17 protein-coding genes are annotated in these 19,242 nt (G+C 69.5%); 9 read left to right on the forward strand and 8 right to left on the reverse strand.

Annotated features, from left to right (window positions below; translation table 11 throughout):
* The first annotated feature begins 2 nt into the window (after window positions 1-2).
* Window positions 3-1,325, forward strand: coding sequence for a M20/M25/M40 family metallo-hydrolase (locus ACP7BP_RS10340; RefSeq protein ID WP_426244512.1), 1,323 nt, complete (start codon window positions 3-5; stop codon window positions 1,323-1,325).
* A gap of 207 nt (window positions 1,326-1,532) precedes the next feature.
* Here the strand turns inward: ACP7BP_RS10340 and ACP7BP_RS10345 are convergent, their stop codons facing one another.
* Complete coding sequence (locus tag ACP7BP_RS10345) at window positions 1,533-1,760, reverse strand: DUF5703 family protein (RefSeq protein ID WP_426244513.1); 228 nt, start codon at window positions 1,758-1,760, stop codon at window positions 1,533-1,535.
* Window positions 1,761-1,764: 4 nt separating this feature from the next.
* Window positions 1,765-2,712 carry an aldo/keto reductase gene (locus ACP7BP_RS10350; protein ID WP_426244514.1) on the reverse strand — a complete coding sequence of 316 codons (948 nt, stop codon included), beginning with the start codon at window positions 2,710-2,712 and terminating at the stop codon, window positions 1,765-1,767.
* Between the two features lie 115 nt (window positions 2,713-2,827).
* On the opposite strand from ACP7BP_RS10350, the gene ACP7BP_RS10355 reads away from it, so the two are divergent.
* Complete coding sequence (locus ACP7BP_RS10355) at window positions 2,828-3,649, forward strand: undecaprenyl-diphosphate phosphatase (protein WP_426244787.1); 822 nt, start codon at window positions 2,828-2,830, stop codon at window positions 3,647-3,649.
* A 3-nt stretch (window positions 3,650-3,652) separates the two neighbouring features.
* On the opposite strand, the gene corA is transcribed toward ACP7BP_RS10355, so the two are convergent.
* Complete coding sequence (corA, locus tag ACP7BP_RS10360) at window positions 3,653-4,630, reverse strand: magnesium/cobalt transporter CorA (RefSeq protein ID WP_426244515.1); 978 nt, start codon at window positions 4,628-4,630, stop codon at window positions 3,653-3,655.
* A gap of 56 nt (window positions 4,631-4,686) precedes the next feature.
* Here corA and ACP7BP_RS10365 point away from each other — a divergent pair, with 56 nt between their 5' ends.
* The 4 genes from ACP7BP_RS10365 to mshC are packed head-to-tail and all read left to right on the forward strand — an operon-like array spanning window position 4,687 to window position 8,033.
* Window positions 4,687-5,406 (forward strand): histidine phosphatase family protein, encoded by a 720-nt coding sequence (locus tag ACP7BP_RS10365; protein ID WP_426244516.1) that lies wholly within the window; start codon window positions 4,687-4,689, stop codon window positions 5,404-5,406.
* A 10-nt stretch (window positions 5,407-5,416) separates the two neighbouring features.
* Complete coding sequence (locus ACP7BP_RS10370; RefSeq protein ID WP_426244517.1) at window positions 5,417-5,992, forward strand: DUF3090 domain-containing protein; 576 nt, start codon at window positions 5,417-5,419, stop codon at window positions 5,990-5,992.
* 7 nt (window positions 5,993-5,999) lie between these two features.
* On the forward strand, window positions 6,000-6,770 hold the full coding sequence (locus tag ACP7BP_RS10375; RefSeq protein ID WP_426244518.1) for an SCO1664 family protein: 771 nt from the start codon (window positions 6,000-6,002) through the stop codon (window positions 6,768-6,770).
* A gap of 27 nt (window positions 6,771-6,797) precedes the next feature.
* Window positions 6,798-8,033, forward strand: coding sequence for a cysteine--1-D-myo-inosityl 2-amino-2-deoxy-alpha-D-glucopyranoside ligase (gene mshC / locus ACP7BP_RS10380; RefSeq protein ID WP_426244519.1), 1,236 nt, complete (start codon window positions 6,798-6,800; stop codon window positions 8,031-8,033).
* A 144-nt stretch (window positions 8,034-8,177) separates the two neighbouring features.
* Here the strand turns inward: mshC and ACP7BP_RS10385 are convergent, their stop codons facing one another.
* On the reverse strand, window positions 8,178-9,032 hold the full coding sequence (locus tag ACP7BP_RS10385; RefSeq protein WP_426244520.1) for a PAC2 family protein: 855 nt from the start codon (window positions 9,030-9,032) through the stop codon (window positions 8,178-8,180).
* A gap of 129 nt (window positions 9,033-9,161) precedes the next feature.
* On the opposite strand from ACP7BP_RS10385, the gene metH reads away from it, so the two are divergent.
* On the forward strand, window positions 9,162-12,890 hold the full coding sequence (gene metH, locus ACP7BP_RS10390) for a methionine synthase (RefSeq protein WP_426244521.1): 3,729 nt from the start codon (window positions 9,162-9,164) through the stop codon (window positions 12,888-12,890).
* Window positions 12,891-13,435: 545 nt separating this feature from the next.
* Here the strand turns inward: metH and ACP7BP_RS10395 are convergent.
* From ACP7BP_RS10395 to ACP7BP_RS10405, 3 genes are read right to left on the reverse strand one after another with little or no spacing between them, the layout of a single operon-like run.
* A complete protein-coding gene (locus ACP7BP_RS10395; RefSeq protein ID WP_426244522.1) occupies window positions 13,436-14,407 on the reverse strand; it encodes a YhjD/YihY/BrkB family envelope integrity protein in 972 nt (323 codons plus the stop codon).
* Window positions 14,408-14,414: 7 nt separating this feature from the next.
* Complete coding sequence (locus tag ACP7BP_RS10400) at window positions 14,415-14,699, reverse strand: hypothetical protein (protein ID WP_426244523.1); 285 nt, start codon at window positions 14,697-14,699, stop codon at window positions 14,415-14,417.
* Window positions 14,700-14,747: 48 nt separating this feature from the next.
* Complete coding sequence (locus ACP7BP_RS10405; RefSeq protein ID WP_426244524.1) at window positions 14,748-15,170, reverse strand: DUF7144 family membrane protein; 423 nt, start codon at window positions 15,168-15,170, stop codon at window positions 14,748-14,750.
* A gap of 392 nt (window positions 15,171-15,562) precedes the next feature.
* Between ACP7BP_RS10405 and ACP7BP_RS10410 the strand changes: the two genes are divergently transcribed.
* On the forward strand, window positions 15,563-17,812 hold the full coding sequence (locus tag ACP7BP_RS10410; RefSeq protein WP_426244525.1) for a LuxR C-terminal-related transcriptional regulator: 2,250 nt from the start codon (window positions 15,563-15,565) through the stop codon (window positions 17,810-17,812).
* Between the two features lie 5 nt (window positions 17,813-17,817).
* Here ACP7BP_RS10410 and ACP7BP_RS10415 read toward each other — a convergent pair whose 3' ends face one another.
* Window positions 17,818-18,213, reverse strand: coding sequence for a carboxymuconolactone decarboxylase family protein (locus ACP7BP_RS10415; protein WP_426244526.1), 396 nt, complete (start codon window positions 18,211-18,213; stop codon window positions 17,818-17,820).
* A gap of 249 nt (window positions 18,214-18,462) precedes the next feature.
* Here ACP7BP_RS10415 and ACP7BP_RS10420 point away from each other — a divergent pair, with 249 nt between their 5' ends.
* Window positions 18,463-19,194: a ZIP family metal transporter gene (locus tag ACP7BP_RS10420; protein ID WP_426244527.1), complete on the forward strand. Its 732-nt coding sequence runs from the start codon at window positions 18,463-18,465 to the stop codon at window positions 19,192-19,194.
* The last annotated feature ends 48 nt before the right edge of the window (window positions 19,195-19,242 follow it).

A 19,242-nucleotide genomic window follows, 5' to 3' on the forward strand; every position in this document is an offset into this window, starting at 1 on the left:
GCATGACGACGTCGACGGGGACCACGCAGGCAGCGCACGACCCGGCCGGCGAGGTGGTGGACCTCTGCCACCGGTTGATCAGGATGGACACGTCCAACTACGGCGACGGCGAGGGCCCCGGGGAGCGGCAGGCCGCCGAGTACGTCGCCGGGCTGCTCGACGAGGTCGGCATCTCCTCGACGCTGCACGAGCGTGAGAAGGGCCGGACCTCCGTGGTCGCGCGCTGGGGGTCCGGGGACCGGGAGCCACTGCTCCTGCACGGCCACCTGGACGTCGTACCGGCGGCCGCGGAGGACTGGCAGGTGCACCCGTTCTCCGGGGAGGTGCGGGACGGCTACGTGTGGGGCCGGGGCGCGGTCGACATGAAGGACTTCGACGCGATGCTGCTGTCGGTCGTCCGGGCCCGGGCGCGGGCCGGCCGGGTGCCGGACCGGCCGATCGTGCTGGCGTTCACCGCCGACGAGGAGGCCGGCGGCCACAACGGCGCCGAGGCGCTGATCGAGGACATGGCCGACGAGCTGGCCGACTGCACCGAGGCTGTCGGCGAGGTCGGCGGCTTCAGCGCCACGGTGCGCGGCAGGCGCCTCTACCTGATCGAGGCCGCCGAGAAGGGCATGGCCTGGATGAAGCTGACCGCGCGCGGGCGCGCCGGGCACGGCTCCATGATCAACCACGAGAACGCGGTGACCGAGCTCGCCGGCGCGGTGGCCCGGATCGGTGCCTACGAGTGGCCGGTGCGCCTCACCCCGACGATGGAGGTGCTGCTGGCCGCGGTCGCGTCGCTCGCCGGCACCACGGCGACGCCCGAGAACGCCGAGGCCCTGATCGAGGAGTTCGGCGACGCCTCGCGGATGCTCGGCGCGGTGATCCGGAACACCGCCAACCCGACCCAGCTCGACGCCGGCTACAAGGTCAACGTGATCCCGACCGAGGCCAGCGCGCACATCGACGGCCGCTTCCTGCCCGGCTACGAGGACGAGTTCTTCGCCACCCTGGCCGAGCTGTGCGGCGAGAGCGTCTCGATCGACTTCATCTCCCGGCAGCAGCCCTGGGAGACGCCGTACGAAGGCAGCCTGGTCGATGCGATGAGCCGGTCGATCCTGGCCGAGGACCCCGAGGCGGTCGTTGCGCCGTACCTGATGAGCGGCGGCACCGACGCGAAGCACTTCACCAAGCTGGGGATGCGGTCATACGGCTTCGCCCCGTTGCGGCTGCCTGCGGACCTCGACTTCACCGCGCTGTTCCACGGGGTCGACGAGCGGGTGCCGGTGGACGCGTTGGAGTTCGGGGCGCGGGTGTTCGACCGGTTCCTCGACGAGGTGTGAGCAGCGCTGGTCTGCGGTTTGGGACCAATCGACGGGTCTGAGGCCGATCTGGTTGCGGTTTGGGACCAATCGGCAATGCTCAGGCGACTCGATCGGGGTGCCTCGCCAGCCCACGTCGATTGGGCACGAACCGCATGCTCCGGGCCGATCTGGTTGCGGTTTGGGACCAAACCACGACCTCGGCGCAACCCCTGAGGCTGGTGTGACTCACACCGACAGCGTCAGCCGCTGCCGGATGATCTTGCGGCGCAGCACCACGCGGCGTACGCCGTCGGGCCCGATCCGGACCCGGTCGAGCTCCCAGCCACCGTGCTCGGCGCGCTCCACGAGGAGCTTGGTCACCACGCCGCGCGGGAACTCGCGGGAGAAGGTGACCTTCTGGAACTCCCACTCCACCCCGCGGGTCGACGGCGGGCGACGGGAGACGCGGCTCATGTGCTCATTCTCCCGAGACGTCGTCGAGGGCGTCGACGATCTCGGTGGGCAGGACCAGCTCCTCCACTCCCAGGGCTCCTGACAGCTGGGCGGCCGTGCGGGCGCCGACGATGGGGGCTGTGACGCCCGGGCGGTCGCGCACCCAGACCAGGGCCACCTCGAGCGGGGTCCAGCCCAGGCCCTCGGCCGCCCGGGCGACCGCCTCCACGATGCTCCGGCCGCGCTCGTCGAGGTAGCTCCCGACGAAGTTCGCGAAGTGCGGTGACGCCCCGCGGGAGTCCGACGGCGTGCCGCTGCGGTACTTGCCGGTCAGCACGCCGCGGCCCAGCGGCGACCACGGGAGTACGCCGAGTCCCAGCGCCGCAGCAGCGGGCACGACCTCGTGCTCGACCCCTCGGTTGAGCAGGGAGTACTCCACCTGGGTCGACGCCAGCGGCGTACGGCCCTGGACGGCGCGCTGCCAGGTGGCGGCCTGGGCGGTCTGCCAGCCGGTGTAGTTGGAGATCCCGACGTACGCCGCCCGGCCGGTCGACACCGCGAAGTCGAGGGCCGCCAGGGTCTCCTCGAGCGGCGTCTGGTCGGTCCAGACGTGCACCTGCCACAGGTCGACGTGGTCGACGGCCAGCCGCCGCAGCGACGCGTCGAGCGCGGAGAGCAGGTGGCCCCGGGAGGTGTCGGTGACGCGTTCGCCGGCACGCCGGGAGATGCCGGCCTTCGTCGCCAGCACCACCTCGTCGCGGGCGACGACATCGCCGATGAGCGTGCCGATCAGCTGCTCGGACGCACCGTCGCCGTACCCCGCCGCCGTGTCGAGGAGCGTGCCTCCGGCCTCGACGAACGAGACGAGCTGGTCGCGCGCCTCGTGCTCGTCGGTGTCGCGACCCCAGGTCATGGTGCCGAGGCCGAGCCGGGAGACCTTGAGACCCGTCGAGCCCACTGAACGCAGCTGCATGGCGCCACGCTATCGACCAGCCCTCTGTCGGCCGGGCACCCGGCCCGGCGCCACGCCGACGCCGCACCCGGGGGTCGTCGGGCGACCGACCGTGCACCGTAGGCTTCGCGCCGTGTTGGATCTGTTCAAGGCCGTGGTGCTCGGAGTCATCCAGGGTCTCACCGAGTTTCTGCCCATCTCCAGCAGCGCGCACCTGCGGATCTTCCCCGAGCTCTTCGGGTGGGGCGACCCGGGTGCGGCGTTCACGGCGGTCATCCAGATCGGCACCGAGCTCGCCGTGCTCATCTACTTCCGCAAGGACATCTGGCGCATCGGGTCGACCTGGGTGCTGTCGCTGGTCAAGCCTGAGTACCGCGGGCACTTCGACGCCCGGATGGGCTGGTTCATCATCATCGGCTCGCTGCCGATCGTCCTCCTCGGCGTCCTGCTCAAGGACGTCATCGAGCGCGACTTCCGCAACCTCTGGATCATCGGCGCCACCCTGATCGTGCTGGGCGTCGTGCTGGGCATCGCCGACCGCGTCAGTGCGGACAACCGGCAGGTCAAGCACATCACCCTGCGCGACTCGATCCTGATGGGGGCGGCGCAGGCGCTGGCCCTCATCCCCGGCGTCTCCCGCAGCGGCGCCACCATCTCGATGGGCCGCTTCCTCGGCTTCGAGCGCGAGGCGGCGACCCGCTACGCCTTCCTGCTCGCCATCCCCGCCGTCGTCGGTGCCGGGCTCTTCGAGCTCAAGGAGATACCGCACGGCGACAACACCTACGGCTGGGGACCGACCATCACGGCCACCGTGGTGTCGTTCGTCGTCGGGTACGCCGCCATCGCCTGGCTGCTGCGCTACGTCTCGACGAAGTCCTACACGCCGTTCGTGCTGTACCGGGTCGCTCTCGGAGCCGCCACGCTCATCCTCGTGGCGACGGGCGTGCTGGCGGCGTGACGGTCAGAGCCATCCGGACCGCTTGAACCACCACCACAGCACGCCCGAGCAGCCGAACATGAGTGCGAGGGCGAACGGGTACCCGAAGGTCCAGCCGAGCTCGGGCATGTGGTCGAAGTTCATGCCGTAGACGCCGGCGATCAGCGTGGGTACGACGACCAGTGCGGCCCCGGCCGAGATCTTCCGCATGTCGTCGTTCTGCTGGACCGAGATCTGCGCCAGGTGCGCGTCGAAGGCCGAGGAGAGCAGCAGGTCGAGCGAGTCGATCGTGTCCGAGACCCGCGACAGGTGGTCGCCCACGTCGCGGAAGTACGGCCCCGAGTTGGGATCGATGCCGCGCACCCGGGCATCGCTGAACCTGCTGATCGGGTCACGCAGGGGGAGGACGGCGCGGCGTACCTCGGCCAGCTCACGCTTGAGCACGTAGATGCGCTCCGCGTCCTTGGTGCGCTCGGTGCTGAACACCGACTCCTCGACCTCGTCGACGTCCTCGGTCAGCGAGGCCGCGACCTCCTCGTAGTGGTCGACCACCTCGTCGCACACCGCGTAGACGACGGCTGACGGACCGTGCGCCAGCACCTTCTGTCGCTGCTCGAGCCCGAGCCTGGCGTCGCGGAGCCCGCTGCCCGAACCGTGCCGCACCGAGACGACGAAGTCGTTGCCGACGAACAGGCTGATCTCCCCGGTCTCGACGGCGTCGTTCTCGTCGACGTACCAGAGCGTCTTGAGGATCAGGAACAGGCTGTCGTCGTAGAGCTCGAGCTTGGGCCGCTGATGGGCGTTGAGCGCGTCCTCGACGGCGAGCGGGTGGAGGCCGAAGGCGGCCGCGACCTCGTCGAGCTCGTCGGCGGTCGGCTCGTGCAGCCCGGCCCAGACGAAGTCCCCGGGCCCGATGCGCTCGCGCATCGCGGCCAGGTCGGCGATGTCACAGTCGACCGGGACCCGCACCCCGTCGCGGTACAGCGCGTTGTCGACGATCACAGGACGCAGGCTAACCCCGAACGTCCGGCCCCGAGCGTCCGGCTACAGTCGCCGCCATGCCAACCGTGATCCTCGTCCGCCACGGCCGGACGACGGCCAACGCCAGCGGGGTGCTTGCCGGCCGCCAGTCCGGCGTCCTTCTCGACGACGCCGGTGAGCAGCAGGTGCGGGTGATGGCGGAGCGGCTCGCCGCCGTACCCCTGCGTGCCGTGGTGACCAGCCCGCTCGAACGCTGCCGCCAGACCGCCGCCGCCATCGTGGCCGCCCATCCGGAGTCGCTGCGGGCCAGCCGCGACGCCAAGCTCACCGAGTGCGACTACGGCGACTGGCAGGGCCGAGCTCTCAAGGAGCTCGCCAAGGAGCCGCTGTGGAAGCTGGTGCAGCAGCAGCCGTCGGCCGCGGCGTTCCCCGGGGGCGAGTCGATGCGGGCCATGCAGGACCGCGCGGTCGCCGCCGTACGCCGCCACGACCGGCAGGTCCGCGACGAGCACGGCGAGGACGCTGTCTGGGTCGCCGTGAGCCACGGCGACATCATCAAGTCGATCCTGGCCGACGCGCTGGGCACGCACCTCGACCAGTTCCAGCGGATCGTCGTCGACCCGGCGTCGGTCAGCATCATCCGCTACACCGACGCCCGGCCCTACGTCCAGGCCAGCAACACCCATGCCGGGGACCTCTCGTGGCTGCGGCCGGCGAAGCGGTCCCGGCGCCGGGTGAGTCCCGACGCCGCCGTCGGCGGGGGAGCGGGCCCCAGCCCGACTGGCACGCGGTCATAGGGTGGGCTACATGCCCGTCGTGCACTCGTTCGACCCACCGGACCGCTTCGTCGTGGGGACGGTCGGCCTGCCCGGTCAACGCACCTTCTTCCTGCAGGCGCGGACCGGACCCAGGCTGGTCACCGTGGCCTTGGAGAAGCAGCAGGTCGCCGCGCTCGTGGAGCGGGTCGACGAGCTCCTGGACGAGCTGATGGCCAGCGAGGAGACGCAGTCCCTGATCCCGGCGGTCGCACCCCTGGACCTCGACGACGACCACCCGCTCGAGCAGCCCATCGAGGAGGAGTTCCGCGCGGGCACGATGACGCTGTCGTGGGACCCCTCCGACGAGCGCATCGTCATCGAGGTGTTCCCCTACACCGAGGCGGCGGTCGTGTCGCCGGAGCAGGTGGACGAGGAGCTCGAGGAGCCCGAGCCCGAGGAGATCTTCCTGGTCCGGCTGGGCGCCGGGATGGCCCGCGCGTTCGTCAAGCGCTCGGCACGCGTCATCGAGGCCGGCCGCCCGCCCTGCCCCTTCTGCGGCAACCCGATCGACCCCGACGGACACCTGTGCGTGCGCGCCAACGGGTTCCGCCGCCGCGACCCCTGAGCCGTTGATGGCAGACCGCACGGTCGGCACCGAGGACCTGCTCGACGGCGACATCGAGCTGCACGGCCGGGTGATGCCCGCGTCCAACGCGACCTTCATCGGAGCACTCGCCGACATCCGGGTGGTCTACAAGCCGGTCGCGGGCGAGCGGCCGCTGTGGGACTTCCCGGACGGCACCCTGGCCTCTCGGGAGGTGGCGGCGTACGTCGTCTCCGAGATGCTCGGCTGGGACGTCGTGCCGCCCACGGTGCTGCGCGACGGCCCGCACGGCCCCGGCATGGTCCAGGCCTGGATGGAGCCCGACCCCGACCAGACCGCTGTCGACATCGTCCGGACCGGCCGGCTGCCCGAGGGCTACCGCCACGTCTTCGACGGCGTCGACGAGCGGGACCGCTCGGTGTCACTGGTGCACGAGGACTCGCCCGCCTTGCGGCGGATGGCGGTGTTCGACGTCCTCGTCAACAACGCCGACCGCAAGGGCGGGCACGTGCTGGCGATGGCCGACGGGCACCGGTACGGCGTCGACCACGGCGTGTCCTTCCACGTCGAGCCGAAGCTGCGGACCGTGCTGTGGGGCTGGCTCGGCGAGCCCCTGGCCGACGACGAGCTGGACGGTGTCGCGACCGTGCTGGGCCACGCGCGCGACGGCGTACTCCGTGAGCTGCTGGCGGACGACGAGCTGGACGCTCTCGCGTCCCGGTGCCGCCGGTTGCTCGCCGACCCGGTGATGCCCGCGCCGCACGCACGCGGGCCAGCCATCCCCTGGCCGCCGTTCTGACTCGGAGCGCTGGGTAGGCTTCGCGACATGCGTGCTTGGTCGGTCCCCGACGTCCCCTCCCTGCCCGAACCCGGTCCCCCCGTGCGGATCCACGACACTTCCACGGGCACCCTCGTCGAGACCAGTCCCGAGGGCCCGGCGCGGCTCTACGTCTGCGGGATCACGCCGTACGACGCCACCCACATCGGGCACGCGGCGACGTACGTCGCGTTCGACCTGCTCAACCGGGCCTGGCGCGTCGCGGGGCACGACGTCAACTACGTGCAGAACGTCACCGACGTCGACGACCCCCTGCTCGAACGCGCCACGAAGGTCGGCATCGACTGGCAGGCGCTGGCGGAGCGGGAGACGGAGCTGTTCCGCCAGGACATGGAGGCGCTGCGGGTGCTCCCACCGATGAGCTACGTCGGGGCGGTCGAGTCGATCCCCTTGGTGACCGCGTTGATCCAGCGCCTCGACGACGCCGGCGCGATCTACCGCGTGGACGACGACCTGTACTACTCGGTCGGCGCCGACCCACGCTTCGGGGAGATCTCGCGGATGGAGCGCGACGAGATGTGCCTCGTCTTCGCCGAGCGCGGCGGAGACCCCGACCGCGAGGGCAAGCGCGACCCCCTCGACTGCGTGGTGTGGACCGCCGAGCGCGAGGGCGAGCCCTCCTGGGACAGTCCCTTCGGCCGGGGCCGGCCCGGCTGGCACATCGAGTGCGCGGCCATCGCGAAGGAGCACCTCGGTGAGTCGTTCGACGTGCAGGGCGGCGGGTCCGACCTCGTCTTCCCGCACCACGAGATGAGCGCGGGGGAGGGTCAGGTCGCCTCGGGCGCCGACTTCGCCCGCGTCTACGCCCACGCCGGGATGGTCGCCTACGACGGGGAGAAGATGTCGAAGTCCCGCGGCAACCTGGTCTTCGTCTCCCAGCTCCGCAACAGCGACATCGACCCGATGGCGATCCGGCTGGCGCTGCTGCGCCACCACTACCGCGAGAACTGGGAGTGGACCGACCAGGCGCTCTTCGACGCCGTCGACACCCTGCAGCAGTGGCGCTCGGCGCTGTCGCTCGGCGGCGGGGCGCCGGCCGCGCCCGTCGTCTCCGCCGTCACGGCTGCCCTGGCCGACGACCTCGACGCCCCGGTCGCGGTGGCCGCGGTGCAGGCGTGGGTCGATGCCACGCTGGGTACGTCGGGTCCCGCCGACAAGTCGGACGCCGCGGCGGCCGACGTCGTACGCGACCTGCTCGACGCGTCGCTGGGGCTGGCGCTCTGAGGAGTGCCTGCAGTGTGGTCACACACCGCAGGTCCGTGGGCGTGAAATCTGCGGTTTGGGACCAAACGACGGGTCCAGGGGCCGAAATGTTGCGGTTTGGGACCAATCGGCAGACCCCAGCCGACCCAGCCGACCCGCGACAGCTCAGTCCGGCTCCTCGCCCCGGCTCCGCTTGAGGTACCGCTCGAACTCCCGGGCGATCGCCTCGCCGGAGGCCTCGGGCAGGTCGGTGGTGTCCCGGGTCTCCTCGAGGGCCTGGACGTACTCCGCGATGTCCTCGTCCTCCTCGGCGAGCTCGTCGACGCCGCGCTCCCAGGCCCGGGCCTCCTCGGGCAGGTCGCCGAGCGGGATGCTGGCCCCCAGCAGGTCCTCGATCTGCCCGATCAGCGCGAGCGTGGCCTTGGGGCAGGGCGGCTGCGCGACGTAGTGGGGTACGGCGGCCCAGTAGGACACCGAGGGGATGTCGAGCCGGTCGCAGGCGTCCTGGAAGACCCCGACGATGCCGGTGGGTCCCTCGTAGGTGGACTGCTCGAGCTTCAGCCGGTCGACGAGGTCGGGCTCGGTCGCCGTACCGGTCACCGGGATCGGCCGCGTGTGCGGGGTGTCGGCCAGCAGGGCGCCCAGCGTGACCACGAGCTCGCCGCCGAGCTCGTCGCAGGCGGCGAGCAGCTCGGCACAGAACTGGCGCCAGCGCATGTTGGGCTCGATGCCGCGGATCAGGATGACGTCGCGGTCGAGGTTCGGCGGCGAGGCGACCGCGATCTGGGTGGTCGGCCAGATCAGCCGACGGTGGCCGTTGTCGTCGGTCGAGACCATCGGCCGGTTGACCTGGAAGTCGTAGAACTCCTCCGGGTCGATCGCGCCGACGACGGTGGCGTCCCACACGGCCATCAGGTGGGCGACCACCTGGGAGGCCGACTCGGCCGCGTCGTTCCACCCCTCGAAGGCGGCAATCACCACGGGATTCACCAGGTCGGTGAGGTCATCGATCTCGATCACCCCGCAACACTAGTCCGGTCGTGGATTTCGTCGTGGTCTTGGCGCGGTGTCACGATGCGGGAACGCCGTCCGCCCTGTGGACCCCCTACCTAGGCTGGGTGTCCCGCCCCCGTGCGGCCGCCCGAGAGGATGCCCGTGTCCGACCACCGTCCAGATGCCACCGAGCAGCTGACCGCACTGCTGAACGAGCGTGTGCTCATCATCGACGGTGCGATGGGCACGGCCATCCAGCGCGACCGACCCGACGAGGCGGGCTACCGGGGCGAGCGGTTCGCCGACTGGCCAACTGACCTGGTCGGCAACAACGATCTGCTGACGCTCACCCAGCCCGACATCATCCGCGGCATCCACGAGGAGTACCTCGAGGCCGGCGCCGACATCATCGAGACCAACACGTTCAACGCCACCGCCATCTCGCTGTCGGACTACGGCATGGAGGAGCTCTCCTACGAGCTCAACCTCGAGTCGGCCAGGCTGGCGCGCGCGGCCTGCGACAAGGTGGCGACGCCCGACCACCCGCGCTTCGTCGCCGGAGCGCTCGGCCCGACGACGCGCACGGCATCGATCTCGCCCGACGTCAACGACCCGGGCGCGCGCAACGTGACCTACGACCAGCTCGCCGCGGCGTACCTGAAGGCGGCCCGCGGGCTCGTCGACGGCGGCGCGGACCTGCTGATCATCGAGACGATCTTCGACACGCTCAACGCCAAGGCGGCGATCTTCGCCGTCGAGCAGCTCTTCGAGGAGCTCGGGCGTCGCTGGCCGGTCATCATCTCGGGGACGATCACCGATGCGTCGGGACGCACCCTCTCCGGCCAGGTCACCGAGGCCTTCTGGGACTCGATCCGCCACGCCCGACCGCTCGCCGTCGGCCTCAACTGCGCGCTGGGTGCCCGGGACATGCGGCCCTACCTCGCCGAGCTGTCCCGCCTCGCCGACTCGTTCGTCTCCTGCTACCCCAACGCCGGCCTGCCGAACGCGTTCGGCGAGTACGACGAGGCGCCCGAGGAGACTGCGGCCGTGCTCGAGGAGTTCGCCGACGCGGGGTTCCTGAACCTCGTCGGTGGCTGCTGCGGCACGACCCCCGAGCACATCGCCGCGATCGCGAGCGCGGTGGCCGGCAAGGAGCGCCGTACGCCGGTGGAGGCCGCGCCGGTGATGCGACTCTCCGGCCTCGAGCCGCTGAACATCACCGAGGAGAGCCTGTTCGTCAACATCGGCGAGCGCACCAACATCACCGGGTCCGCGCGCTTCCGCAAGCTCATCAAGGACGGCGACTACGACGCCGCCCTGTCGGTTGCCGTGCAGCAGGTCGAGAACGGCGCACAGGTCATCGACGTCAACATGGACGAGGGCATGATCGACGGCGTCGCGGCCATGGACCGCTTCACCAAGCTGATCGCCGCCGAGCCCGACATCAGCCGGGTGCCGGTGATGGTGGACTCCTCCAAGTGGGAGGTCATCGAGGCCGGCCTCAAGAACGTCCAGGGCAAGCCGATCGTCAACTCGATCTCCATGAAGGAGGGCGAGGAGAAGTTCCGCGAGCAGGCCAAGCTGTGCCGCAAGTACGGCGCCGCCGCCGTCGTGATGGCCTTCGACGAGGACGGCCAGGCCGACAACCTCGAGCGCCGCAAGGCCATCTGTCAGCGTGCCTACGACATCCTCGTCGACGAGGTCGGGTTCCCGCCCGAGGACATCATCTTCGACCCCAACGTGTTCGCCCTCGCGACCGGCATCGAGGAGCACGCGTCGTACGGGCTGGACTTCATCGAGGCCACCCGCTGGATCAAGGAGAACCTGCCCGGCGCCAAGGTCAGCGGCGGCATCTCCAACGTGAGCTTCTCCTTCCGGGGCAACAACCCGGTGCGCGAGGCGATCCACGCCGTCTTCCTCTTCCACGCCATCCGGGCCGGCCTCGACATGGGCATCGTCAACGCCGGCGCCCTGGTGGTCTACGACCAGGTCGAGCCCGAGCTGCGCGAGCGCATCGAGGACGTCGTGCTCAACCGGCGCCCGGACGCGGCCGAGCGGCTGCTCGAGATCGCCGAGACCTACAACCGCGTCGGCGAGGTCGACGAGGCCACCGAGGCGGAGTGGCGCTCGCTGCCCATCGGGGAGCGGATCACGCACGCCCTCGTCAAGGGCATCGACGCCCACGTCACCGACGACACCGAGATCCTGCGCCAGGAGATCGCCGCCCGCGGCGGCCGGCCGATCGAGGTGATCGAGGGCCCGCTCATGGACGGCATGAACGTCGTCGGGGACCTCTTCGGCGCCGGCAAGATGTTCCTGCCGCAGGTGGTCAAGAGCGCCCGGGTCATGAAGAAGGCCGTCGCCTATCTCATCCCCTTCATCGAGCAGGAGAAGCTCGACAACCCGGAGTTCGCCACCGCCAAGGACACCAACGGCACCATCGTGATGGCGACCGTGAAGGGTGACGTCCACGACATCGGCAAGAACATCGTCGGCGTGGTGCTCCAGTGCAACAACTACGAGGTCATCGACCTCGGCGTGATGGTGCCCGCCCAGAAGATCCTCGACACCGCCGCTGAGGTGGGCGCCGACATCATCGGCCTGTCCGGCCTCATCACCCCCTCGCTCGACGAGATGGTCAACTTCGCCACCGAGATGCAGCGCCAGGGCCTCAGCATCCCGCTGCTCATCGGCGGAGCCACGACCTCGCGCGCCCACACGGCGGTCAAGGTGGACCCGAAGTACGACGGTCCGGTGGTCTGGGTCAAGGACGCCTCCCGCTCCGTGCCGACCGCGGCCGCGCTGCTGCACGACACCGGCCGCGCGAAGCTGATGGCCGACGTCAAGGCCGACTACGACTCGCTGCGCGCCCGCCACGCCACCAAGCACGACCGGCCGATGGCCACGCTCGAGCAGGCCAGGGCCAACGCCACGCCGATCGACTGGGAGGGCTACCAGCCGCCGGCGCCGGCGCAGTCGGGCGTGCACGTGCTCGAGGACTACAACATCGGCGAGCTGCGCGAGTACATCGACTGGCAGCCGTTCTTCAACGCCTGGGAGATGAAGGGCAAGTTCCCCGACATCCTCAACAACCCGACCACGGGCGAGGTCGCGCGCAAGCTCTACGACGACGCCCAGGCGATGCTCGACAAGATCGTGGACGAGAAGTGGCTCACCGCCAACGCGGTCTACGGGTTCTTCCCGGCCAGCGCGGTGGGTGACGACATCGAGGTGTACGCCGACGAGGGGCGTGCCGAGGTGCGCACCACGCTGCACCACCTGCGCCAGCAGGGCCAGCACCGCGACGGGGTCCCCAACCGGGCGCTCTCCGATTACGTCGCCCCGCGCGACACCGGCCTCGCCGACCACATCGGCGGGTTCGCGGTCACGGCCGGGATCGGCGTCGAGCACCGCATCAAGGCGTTCAAGGCCGAGCTCGACGACTACTCCGCCATCTTGCTCGAGTCGCTCGCCGACCGGCTGGCCGAGGCCTTCGCCGAGCGCCTGCACCAGCGGGTGCGCACCGACTTCTGGGGGCACCAGCCGACCGAGGAGCTCAGCAACGCCGACCTGATCGCCGAGCGCTACCACGGGATCCGCCCGGCGCCGGGCTACCCCGCATGCCCCGACCACACCGAGAAGCAGCTCCTCTGGGACCTGCTCGACGTGGAGAAGAACACCGGGATCCGGCTCACCGAGTCGATGGCCATGTGGCCGGGCGCCGCGGTGTCGGGGTGGTACTTCTCGCACCCGCAGTCGCAGTACTTCGTCGTCGGCCGCCTCGGCCGCGACCAGGTCGCGGAGTACGCCGACCGCAAGGGTTGGTCGCTCAGGGAGACCGAGCGCTGGCTCTCGCCCAACCTCGGCTACGACCCGGAGGACTGATGAGGGCCGCCCTCTGGGACATGGACGGCACAGGGGTGGCCTGAGGGTCCTTCTGGAACCCTCTGCTACGCGTTACTGCAGGTCAGCTCAGGAGTCACTGCCTAGGATCGTCACCCAGGTGCATCCGGGAGCATCCCGCCTACGGGCCGGATAGTCGCATGGAGCGGCTCGACTGGGGCCCTGGAGAAACTGGCGTCAGATGCCGAACGCTACGGGTCTCGGAGCGGTGGATCAGCGCTGCGTGGAGATCAGCTCGAGTAGGCCCGGGCGTGGGCGCTGTGCGTCCCTGTCGCGGGCGGAGCCGGCCGCGGATTGTCCCCATCAACACGGGGTTGGCGGAGCGGTCGACGGGGACGAGCCTCTCGCGCACCGGTACGACGAGACAGGCGCGGCCTTCGACGATTCGGGAAGGGTGACGCGCTGGAAGAAGGCCCAGCGGTCGATCCCGTCCACGCTCGATGCGTCCAGGGTCGCCGTAGCCCACTCTGTGCCGCGCGCAGCTTCCGACATCACACAGGAAACGAATCTGCCTCAACCTGAGGGCCTCATGAGTCCTTGCTGGCAACCTCTGCGCTGTGATCGTTGCTCTCCTTCGCCTCTTCCGGACCATGGATCCACTGGCCGAGCCCGCCGCGGTCGGTGGCGATCACCTGGCCGAGGACGGCTGACGCCAGGAAGCAGAGGGACGCGGTGTACAGGCACGCCAGGTAGGTGAACGCAACCCCGATGGGGCCATACCGGTCGGCACTGACCTCCAGCGCATGGGGGAGCCAGGCGGCCGTTGCGGGACGGACGGTGAGCATCAGCAGGGCGAAGCACACCGCGCCCGGAATCAGGATCCGCGCGCGCACCGCGCCGGCAAGGAGGAGCCAGGGCACCATCAGGGCGACCGCGACGTCGAGTCCGAAGGACACCAGGAACGGCCACACGTCTCGAGGCGGCAGTATTCTCACCGAGTCGCTCACGGTCCGCGCGAGGACGAGGGCGAGGGTCAGCCCCAGGACCACGGCCAGCCAGCGCCACACGGACGCCAGCTTGCTCTTAGGTGTGGGGATGTCCCAGATTGCGGCAAAGGCACGCGCCAGGGCCCGCGACAGGCTGGTCGCGGAGGCCAGGACGAGCAGGGTCCCGAGGATGCCGAACGACGCGCTCCCGTCGCCCTGCACCGCGTCTTGGAGGACCGATTGGGTCTCGTCGGGCAGACTCACCGCGTGCCCCAGCCGGTCGGCATCCGACTTGGCCGCCCAGGTCGCGAACAAGATCAGGATTGGAAAGACCGAGGTGAAGAACTGGGCGGCAACGGTCATCGACCGGTCGAACATGTCGAGCCGGACGAACGACTCGAGACCGTTGATGACGATCCGGCCGGGCCACCGGGAGAGCAGCCACGCCGACAGCAGTTGCACCCAGGACGGAAGATGGTGGAGGACGGCCCTCATCTTCGCCTCGAGTGCCGATTCGTCCTCGTTCGTCCCGTCCGCATCGTCGGTGGTAGCGGGTTCTGTCGAGGGAGCCATCTGGAGCTCATCCCGTGGTTGGCGCGCGGCGCGCTTCGGGCGTCGCCTTAGGTTTGGGCGGCTCGCTGGCTGCGGGCGTGCCGGAGATGAGGGGGAGGGCCCAGCGAGTACGGGGGTCGGATTCGATCAGCATCGCCTTGACGAGCGGGCCGAGCGGTACGGCGAGCAGCGCACCGACCGGCCCCACGACCCACAAGGTGATGGCGAGAGCCGTGGAGACAAACAGGAGCGTCAGCGCGAATGGACGAGCCTGCTCGAAGGCGTCGCGCGCCGACGCGGCAGTGCTCTTCATCGGATCTCTCCAGTCGTGCCGCTACTAGGTTCAGCCACCGGCCGGGGATCACCCGTTGATGTCATCACCGTGGGCGGCCAGGGCCCAGATGATGAAGACGTCGAGTGCGATGATCGCCATGGCCCAGAACGGGTAGTACGGGATGAACGCGAAATTGCTCACGGCGCTCAGGACGGCCAGGATGATGCCTAGGACCCGGCCCCAGGTCTGCCCCGACAGGACGGCGAAGCCGGCGAAGAAGACCAGCAGCCCGAGTAGTAGGTGGATCCAGCCCCAGCTGGTGGCGTCGAACTGCAACAGGTAGTTGCGGGTGGCAGCGTAGAACTCGTCCTCGAAGAGTGCGACCAGGCCGGCAATGGCCTGGAATGCGCCGGCCATGATCATCATCACGCCGGCGAAGACTATGAATCCGGTGGCCCAGCCACTGGGAGCTTCCTGTGGGCTTGCGGGCTGATAGCTCTGATCGGTCATGTGGATCCTCCTTGACGTGCCGCACGGTTCGGCGCTGCGACAGCCGGCCACGCGGGGAACGGTGTGTTCATGACCATGGAACCGTGGGACCTCCGGTGCCGAATCACCCTCATCATGTGAAAACCCGGCTCGGGCGGACTCTCCAGGCGCAGGCATGGACAGCGGGCTCCTGGCATCGTCATTCCTCTGCCCCGTGATGCGCTGTGGCGATGTCGATGGTCTCGGTCGTCATCGACATACCTAGTGCGTGTCCGACTGTGATTGCACCAGACGTGGTGAGGCGCCGCATCACGCAGATCGCGTGAACTCGTCAAGTTCCAGTCTCGGTACTCACGGAGAGGTCATCCGCTCCGGAGGAGGGGTCAAGCGTGCCGCGTGCGTAGGGTCACACCGTGGAGGCCACCCGACCAGCGTCCGCGTACCAGGCCGCAGTTGAGCTCGAGCAGTCCCTGCTCGCGTCGAAGCTGTCGATTCCACAGCCTCGCTCAGGGTCAGTCAGCCGCGCAAAGATCGTCGAAGCGGCACGTGCGAGCGGGTGTCGCGTGGTCGGCGTGACGGCGCCTGCGGGCTACGGAAAGACGACTTTCCTGGCGCAATGGGCGCGGGCCGAGGATCGACGGGTCGCGTGGGTGTCCCTGGACCGCTACGACGACGACCCCGGAGTCCTGCTCACCCTGCTGGCCTCGGCCTACGCGGGAGTCACGCCAGGCAACGACGGCCTGGCCGCCGACATGGGCGGCCGGGGCGGGGATGCGCTGGGACGCGCCGCCCCCCGCCTCGCCGCGGCCTTCAGGTCGACCCCGGAGCCGTTCGTGCTCATGGTGGACGACCTCCAGGAGCTACATGCGTCCGCCTGTCACGACGCCCTGGGCGTGGCCATCGCGGGGATCCCCGAAGGCTCCCAGGTGGTTGCGGCGAGCCGGTTCGAACAACCCCACCTGCCACGGCTCCGCGCGTCGGGCGACGCCGTGGAATTCGAGGGGCGCGACCTGGCCCTGGACGTGGCCGGGGCCGAACAGGTCTTCGCCGAGGCTCAGGTCGACGTCTCATCCGAGCTGGCGGCTGAAGTGACTGAGCGCACCGAAGGCTGGCCGGTCGGTCTCTACCTGGCCGCGGTGATCGCACGCCACAACCGCGACCGGAAGGTGGCGGTTTCCGGCGACGATCGTTACGTGGCCGACTACTTGTACCGCGAGTCCCTCATGCTGCTGCCCAAGAGAACACAACGGTTCCTGCGGCGTACCGCGGTGCTCGACCAGCTGTGTGCCCCGCTGGCTGATGCCGTGCTCGGGGAATCCGGCGGACAGGAGCAGCTGCGTGCACTGGAGGCATCGAACGTCTTCCTAGTCCCCCTAGATCGTCACCGCGAGTGGTTCCGCTACCACGCGCTTTATCGGGAGTTCCTGCTGGGCGAGCTGCGACGCGTCGAGCCCGACGTCAGCACGAAGCTGCACCTGCGCGCTGCCGACTGGTATGAGTCGAACGGGTCTCCGCTCTTGGCGATCGAGCACCTGCTGAACACCACCGAGCGAGACCGGTGCGTCCAACTGGTCACCGAGCTGATCTTGCCGACCTACAGCGCCGGCCAGATGTCCACCGTGCAACGGTGGCTCTCCGCGCTGGACGACCCCGTCGTCGAGGGGCATCCACCGCTCGCCGTGCTGGCAGGCTGGGTGGCGGCTTTGACCGGTCAGACCGCAGCGGCGGAACGGTGGGCGGAGATCCTTGAAACCAGTTCGTTCGACCAGGTGCCGACGGACGGTACGGCGTCCTTCGACTCCGCCCGGGGAATGCTTCGCGCGGTGATGTGCGCCAGAGGACCCGAACAGATGATGGCTGACGCCGACCTCGCGGTGGCCCAGGAGCCGGCATGGAGCCCCTGGCGAGACACGGCGCTGCTGATGTCCGCGCACGCGCACTTGCTCGCCGATGACGTGGACAACGCGGGCTTGCTGTTCGCAGAGGCGGTCGCGGTCGGGGCGGCGGCGGGCAAGACCGCCACGGTCGTCGACGGCGAGGCCGAGCTCGCTGTGCTGGCGATGGATCACGGCCGGTGGGCCGAAGCGACTGAACGCGTCGATCGAGCGCTGGAGGTCATCGACGAGCACCGGCTGCACGACTACGCGGTCAGCGTGGTCGCCTTCGCAGTGGCCGCTCGTCTTGCGGTGCACCGGGGCGATCTTGACGGCGCGGACCGCCAGCTCGCCCGAGCCATGCGGGCGCGTCCGTTGTGCACCTTCGTGCTGCCCGTCATCGCAGTGAGCGCCCGGCTGCAGCTCGCTAAGGTGTACTCAACCCGAGGAGACCAGTCCATCGCTCGTCACCTTCTACGGGAGATTGACGAGATTCTGCTCCACCGGCCGAACTTGGGCGCGCTTGTCGACCAGGTAGTGACGGTCCGCCAGTCTGTGGACCGGAACGCCCAGATCGGCGCAACCGGCGCAGCCCCCCTCACAGGTGCGGAGCTGCGTTTGCTGCCCTACCTACAGACACACCTGACGATCGGTGAGATCGGGGAACGACTGTTCGTCAGCCGCAACACGGTGAGCTCCGAGGTCGCTTCGATCTACCGCAAGCTGGGCGTCTCTTCGCGCAACGACGCCGTCGAGCAGTCGATGAGGTTCGGACTACTCGGCGGCTGACCCGATCAGGTATCGGTAGGATCCTCGGCCTCCATGACGTCGTGGCCGAGCGCCAGCGCGAGCTTCGGCGCCGCAGCAACAACCCGCGGCAGACCGACGACCGCAACCACCCCCACTAGCACGTCGACGATCTCGTCGACCGTCGCACCCGCATCTACAGCGGCATCAGTCTGGGCACCGTACGACGGAACGGCACCCCCGACCGCGACCAGCGCAGCGAGCCGCACGAGCGCCAGCGTTCTCGGGTCCAGGCTCGGGGCGAGACCTGAGGGCATGGCGCTCGCGCCGAGGACGGTCGCCGCGACGCGCTCGTCGTGGAGGGACAGCCGGCGAAGGACTTCGGTGTAGTCCACTTCCCACGCTTCTCTCCGAGCAACACGTACGACGTCGTGGTCTGTCACGCCCCATTGAACCGCCGGCCGAGGGCCGAGCGCATCACTCACATGATGTGACATGTGGGGTCGCCGCCTACGAACGGCGGGCCTGTCAATGGACGACGGTACGGCCGCGGCAGGGGTTTCGGCCGAGCAGGCCGAACCAGCTCTCGGGGCCGTTCTAGAACTCCCTCGTGGCCTTCACCCAGTCAGTGTGATGCTCCCGGCTGGCCCGCTCCCTACGTTCAAAGACCTAGGACTGAGAAGAGGAAAGTCATGGGTGCAGCGTTCGCGTGGGGTTTGGCGTCCGCATCCTCGCTGGTGATCGGGTCGCTGATCGCGATGTGGCTGCACCTCAGTCTCCGCGTGATCGGGCTGATCATGGGCTTCGGCGCGGGCGTGCTGATCAGCGCCGTCGCGTTCGACCTGGTCGAGGAAGCAGCCGAGAAGTCGTCCGGTGAGGGCGCGGTCGCCTGGGGCCTCTTCGTTGGTTGCGGGGTCTTCTTCGGCGGCGACTGGCTGATCTCGCGCCTCGGCGGCGGCGATCGCAAGGCTGCTACGGGAGGTCAAGAAGGCGATTCTCCGCTGGCGATCGTGCTCGGCACTGTGCTGGACGGGATCCCTGAGTCGATGGTGATCGGGCTGACGATCTACGAAGGGGGCGCCGTGGGCGTCGCGTACTTGGCTGCGGTCTTCATCTCCAACCTGCCTGAGGCGATCTCGTCGTCGACCGGCCTGCTCAGCGCAGGTTGGCGGACATCGCGAGTCCTGTGGATGTGGATCGGCATCGCCCTTGTCTCGGCGGTCGCCTCCATGGCTGGCTACGGCCTGTTCCAGGACTCCCCACCCGCCACCGCCGCCTTCGTCCTGGCGTTTGCCGCGGGCGCGATCCTCACCATGCTCGCGAACACGATGACGCCGGAGGCGTTCGAGCACGGCGGCAAGCTCGTCGGGGTCGTCACCACGCTCGGCTTCGCCGTGGCGTACGCCATCCACACCCTCGGTTGACCCGTCGGACTGACGCGGCGGACTCGTGATGACGGACTCAGCGGCAAG

This window comes from Nocardioides sp. LHG3406-4 (genome assembly GCF_049897745.1).
Taxonomy (GTDB): Bacteria; Actinomycetota; Actinomycetes; order Propionibacteriales; family Nocardioidaceae; genus Nocardioides.

Coding starts and splice junctions, on each gene's coding strand:
- ACP7BP_RS10340 (WP_426244512.1), top strand. CDS start 3: ATGACGACGTCGACGGGGACCACGCAGGCAGCGCACGACCCGGCCGGC.
- ACP7BP_RS10345 (WP_426244513.1), bottom strand. CDS start 1,760: ATGAGCCGCGTCTCCCGTCGCCCGCCGTCGACCCGCGGGGTGGAGTGG.
- ACP7BP_RS10350 (WP_426244514.1), bottom strand. CDS start 2,712: ATGCAGCTGCGTTCAGTGGGCTCGACGGGTCTCAAGGTCTCCCGGCTC.
- ACP7BP_RS10365 (WP_426244516.1), top strand. CDS start 4,687: ATGCCAACCGTGATCCTCGTCCGCCACGGCCGGACGACGGCCAACGCC.
- ACP7BP_RS10370 (WP_426244517.1), top strand. CDS start 5,417: ATGCCCGTCGTGCACTCGTTCGACCCACCGGACCGCTTCGTCGTGGGG.
- ACP7BP_RS10375 (WP_426244518.1), top strand. CDS start 6,000: ATGGCAGACCGCACGGTCGGCACCGAGGACCTGCTCGACGGCGACATC.
- mshC (WP_426244519.1), top strand. CDS start 6,798: ATGCGTGCTTGGTCGGTCCCCGACGTCCCCTCCCTGCCCGAACCCGGT.
- metH (WP_426244521.1), top strand. CDS start 9,162: ATGCCCGTGTCCGACCACCGTCCAGATGCCACCGAGCAGCTGACCGCA.
- ACP7BP_RS10395 (WP_426244522.1), bottom strand. CDS start 14,407: ATGGCTCCCTCGACAGAACCCGCTACCACCGACGATGCGGACGGGACG.
- ACP7BP_RS10400 (WP_426244523.1), bottom strand. CDS start 14,699: ATGAAGAGCACTGCCGCGTCGGCGCGCGACGCCTTCGAGCAGGCTCGT.
- ACP7BP_RS10405 (WP_426244524.1), bottom strand. CDS start 15,170: ATGACCGATCAGAGCTATCAGCCCGCAAGCCCACAGGAAGCTCCCAGT.
- ACP7BP_RS10420 (WP_426244527.1), top strand. CDS start 18,463: ATGGGTGCAGCGTTCGCGTGGGGTTTGGCGTCCGCATCCTCGCTGGTG.